This window comes from Chitinophaga sp. (genome assembly GCF_036569125.1).
In the GTDB taxonomy this organism is placed as follows: Bacteria; Bacteroidota; Bacteroidia; order Chitinophagales; family Chitinophagaceae; genus Chitinophaga.
On the sequence record NZ_DATCRF010000585.1, the window covers coordinates 1 to 3,861 of the forward strand.

Below are 3,861 nucleotides of genomic sequence, written 5' to 3' on the forward strand. Positions count from 1 at the left end.
GCGCTGCCAGCAGCAGGGATTGCAGCTTGCTAAGCTGTTTGGTGATATTGGGTAGATAAGCTTGCAGCAGTGCCGGCCATTCACCGCTATATGCCTGCAGGCGTTGGGTGCAAAAAATACCGGCAGGCACTGTGTTAAGCGGCTGTACCCAATGCAGGTCAGCAGGCAGGTTACGATCCCACCATTGCGCATGCAGCTGCGCTATTTGCCGGATGGCCAGCTGCGCCTGTGCCGCATTACAACCTGCCAGCTGTTTTACAAAATGTCCATTGTGCAGCTCTTCCAGCAGCAGGTAATTTTCATCGCCCGCATAATAGATAGGAACATGAATACCGGGAAACCAGCGGTCTGCCTGCTGGTAAAAGCAGGCCTCTGTTTGGCTGAATGCAGCGCTTTCCGTTAATTGATGGGAGGGGAGCTTAAGAATGAAGGTACCTGGCCCGGGTGTATGCGCATAGCTAACATGCAAGCTTTGTACGTTCCCTACCAAGCCGCCGCCTTCCAGGGTTTCCGGCCTTACGGACAGGATGCGGGTATCCGGCGCCAGCCTGCCTGCGCGGCGAAGTATGTTCTCCAATTGTGCGGGTAAAAAAAGCTTTTGCATCCAGGCATCAAAAGTAACAATATTCTACATCACCACTCTGCTCACTAAAATGTATATATTAAAAGTCAGCGCCAAAGCCTTCTTTATTCCTTTTGCGGATAGCTTCTTCTGTTCCCGGAACAAGTATCTCTAATCCCACTTTTACAACTTTCGCCTGCACTTCCTCAATAAAGGGACGAAAGCTTTTATTGTAATCCTGGAACGCCAACTCAAAATTTCCATGGTGTTTTTGAAAAGCATCCGCTAACGCGGCAGCTCCATCTATTGCCAGCGATCCACCTTTTCCCGCAGCCGGCGAAGCACAATAGCCGGCATCGCCCACCAATGCTACCCTGCCTTTGGTCCATGAAGGCATTTTTATCTGGCAAAGCTTATCGAAATAAAATGTTTTCGAACTTTTTACTTCTTCCAGTAATTCGTGGGTTCGCCAGCTTTGCCCGGTAAATTGTTCCAGGATAATTTTTCTTTGTTGCGCTTCATCCCGGTAATCGTAAGGGATCTCTTTCCCTGAACGGAAGCAAAAAATTATATCGGTCTTATTGTTGTAGGCATTCAGCATTACGGCTTTGTCAGGTACATTATAGAACTGTGTGGTGTTTTCCTTTATCAGCAATTTGTTTACGATGGTAATGGAAAAATATTGCCCGAGAAAATGCGAGTATGCAGCTTCGTGGCCAAACCAGATCTTCCTTACCGCCGAATGAATGCCATCACAGCCAAACACCAGGTCAAAAGCTTGTTGTGAGCCATCTTTAAAGGTAACTTCAATATTGTTTTTTGTTTCATTTAAAGCGGTGATGTTGTTGCTGAAAATAAATTCAACATCATTTTTAACAGTATCAAAGAGCATATTGAGCAAGGTGTTCCGCTCAATTTCACATTCATCGCCCGGCAGTTCCTCACCTTCTTTCCTTAATATCATTGCTCCTTCCGTAACATCATCCGCATTTTTAAATTCCAGCATTTCCATAGCCAGCCTCTTTGATCTGATCTGCTCAAAAAGCCCCATACGCTTAACGACGTTTATGGTATTTCCCTCTATATTCACGGGCGTTCCGCCCATGTTAAGCCCATTTGCAATTTCAACAACCGTTACTTTATAACCTAGCTTATTCATCCAGTAAGCGGTTGAAAGGCCCGCAAAGCTTGCGCCGGAAACGAGTACTCTTTTTTCTTTTAAAGGTTCCATTTTTTATACGATATTTTATTGATGCAAAGGAACATCGTACAATCAATGTGAACAATAACAATACAGGGTAGGTATTATACTAATCGAGGTTTTTATTCCGGAAGGTCAATGGGGTCATGCCCGAAATATTGGTGAACAGCCGGGAGAAATAAGGGTAATTATCATAACCCAGCTCAAATGCAATTTCTTTTACCGATTTGTTGGAGTGGTAAAGCAGGCGCTTTGCTTCTAATATAGTGCGTTGCTGTATATGATAGGTAACGGAGTACCCGGTTGTTTTTCTGACACATTCGTTCAGGTAAGGGGTAGATATATTTAGTTTTTGGGCATACGCTGCCGGGCGTTTGACAGCAGCATAATTATGTTCCAGCATTTCCTTAAAGGCTTTGGTAACAATGGCAAATCGGGAAAGATGGTCTGTTGACCTGGATTGTTCTAAGTAGAGTGAGATCACCAATGCCACCCATGCGTTGCTGCTATCCTTTAGCAAAGAATGATAGAGCTTGTCAGGGCTTCTTTTTGAAAATTTGATGCAAAGGGATACCAGCTCAGAGATCAGGAAAAACGTTCCCTTCTTAAGCAGCAAAGGTTTTGCAGGTGTAATTTCTTCCAGTAATTTTAAATAGGCAGGATTAAGATTGTCATTATTGATCCCCAAACTGCTGACCACTACGTTTTCAAAAGCTAAGATACGATGCACCTGGTTGGGATGCATGTAGATGACAGAGGGCGATTTTATTTTATACTTTTTGAAATCAATTTCCAGCGTAATGGTTCCGTTTTCAAGCAGGAAGAATGAATGACGGTCGTGCCGCTCCGGTTGCTCCAATTCCTCAAAGCCGGGTAAGTCCTTAAAAGATATTTTCTCAATAAAAATACCTGCGTTAAGCTCGCCATCAAAATGGTTTACAGGAATGGAGTTTGTTTTTTTGCTCATTAATATGGTGCTATTGCACCAAAGATAGTGATGATTATCTTTGTAATATGAAACACGTGTCTGTTTTAATCCCCGAAGGAGACATCAGTCTCAGTAATGTGGAAGGTATTCACCACATGTTCACAGAAGTAAATAAGCTTCTGGAAAGACAAGGCAAGCCGCCAGCCTTTCATTTACAGCTGGTAGGCAAACGGATCGATAATGTTATGAAAGAGAATTTCTTCAGCGTGCATACCGGCCGTTTGATCTCAGAAGATTTTACCACAAACCTCATCATTATACCGGCCCTGCATACCGATGTGGCCAAAGGGCTGGAGCTCAATAAAGACCTGCTGCCCTGGATCGTTTCACAATACCAGAAAGGGGCCGAGATCATGAGCCTTTGTACCGGCACTTTTTTGCTGGCAGCCACCGGTTTGCTGAACGGTAAAAAAAGCACTACACACTGGATCCATGCCGACGAGTTCCGCGATCTTTTCCCCGAAGTGCAATTAGTGAAAGACGAGATCATGACACACGAAAAGGGCATCTACACCAGTGGCGCCGCCTATTCTTACCTGAACCTTATTTTATACATCATTGAAAAATATACCAGCCGTGATGTAATGGTCTGGATCTCCAAAGTATTTGCCATTGATGTGGACCGGAAAAAACAATCGCACTTCATTATTTTTGAAGGGTACAAATCCCACCAGGATGATAATATTTTAAAGGTGCAGGAGTTTATTGAGGAAAATTATGATCAGCGTATTACGGTAGATCAGCTGGCGGGTATGGTAGCCCTGGGGCGCCGCAATTTTGAGCGCCGTTTTAAGCAGGCCACTACCAGCTCTGTAGTGGAGTATGTGCAAATGGTAAAGGTGGAAGCAGCCAAAAAGTTGCTGGAACGCGGTATGAAAACCATTAATGAAGTGATGTACGGTATTGGTTATAACGATACTAAATCGTTCCGGGATGTGTTTAAGCGCATTACGGGGATGTCGCCGTTAGATTACCGGAACCGGTTTAACCGGGAAGTGATGGTGTAAGTTTTTTTGGATGTTTTATACAAGCAAAGGCCTGACAGGTTTAAAGAACTTGTCAGGCCTTTAACATGTATGCCGCACTTCAAGGCGGTTATCAATATTTCGC

At 44.2% G+C, this 3,861-nt stretch carries 4 protein-coding genes; 1 reads left to right on the top strand and 3 read right to left on the bottom strand.

Annotation, left to right across the window (positions count from 1 at the left end; translation table 11 throughout):
- From VIM87_RS21895 to VIM87_RS21905, 3 genes are all read right to left on the bottom strand, one after another.
- Positions 1-604 (bottom strand): hypothetical protein (locus tag VIM87_RS21895; protein ID WP_331999071.1); only part of this gene is annotated, 604 nt, incomplete at its 3' end.
- 58 nt (positions 605-662) lie between these two features.
- Positions 663-1,793, bottom strand: a complete 1,131-nt coding sequence (locus VIM87_RS21900) for an FAD-dependent monooxygenase (RefSeq protein WP_331999072.1) — start codon at positions 1,791-1,793, stop codon at positions 663-665.
- A gap of 79 nt (positions 1,794-1,872) precedes the next feature.
- Positions 1,873-2,730 carry a helix-turn-helix transcriptional regulator gene (locus VIM87_RS21905; RefSeq protein ID WP_331999073.1) on the bottom strand — a complete coding sequence of 286 codons (858 nt, stop codon included), beginning with the start codon at positions 2,728-2,730 and terminating at the stop codon, positions 1,873-1,875.
- Between the two features lie 47 nt (positions 2,731-2,777).
- Here VIM87_RS21905 and VIM87_RS21910 point away from each other — a divergent pair, with 47 nt between their 5' ends.
- A complete protein-coding gene (locus tag VIM87_RS21910) occupies positions 2,778-3,758 on the top strand; it encodes a GlxA family transcriptional regulator (protein ID WP_331999074.1) in 981 nt (326 codons plus the stop codon).
- Positions 3,759-3,861: the final 103 nt, after the last annotated feature.

Excerpts from the sequence above, each read along its gene's own strand:
- VIM87_RS21900 (WP_331999072.1), bottom strand. The coding sequence starts at position 1,793 with ATGGAACCTTTAAAAGAAAAAAGAGTACTCGTTTCCGGCGCAAGCTTT.
- VIM87_RS21905 (WP_331999073.1), bottom strand. The coding sequence starts at position 2,730 with ATGAGCAAAAAAACAAACTCCATTCCTGTAAACCATTTTGATGGCGAG.
- VIM87_RS21910 (WP_331999074.1), top strand. The coding sequence starts at position 2,778 with ATGAAACACGTGTCTGTTTTAATCCCCGAAGGAGACATCAGTCTCAGT.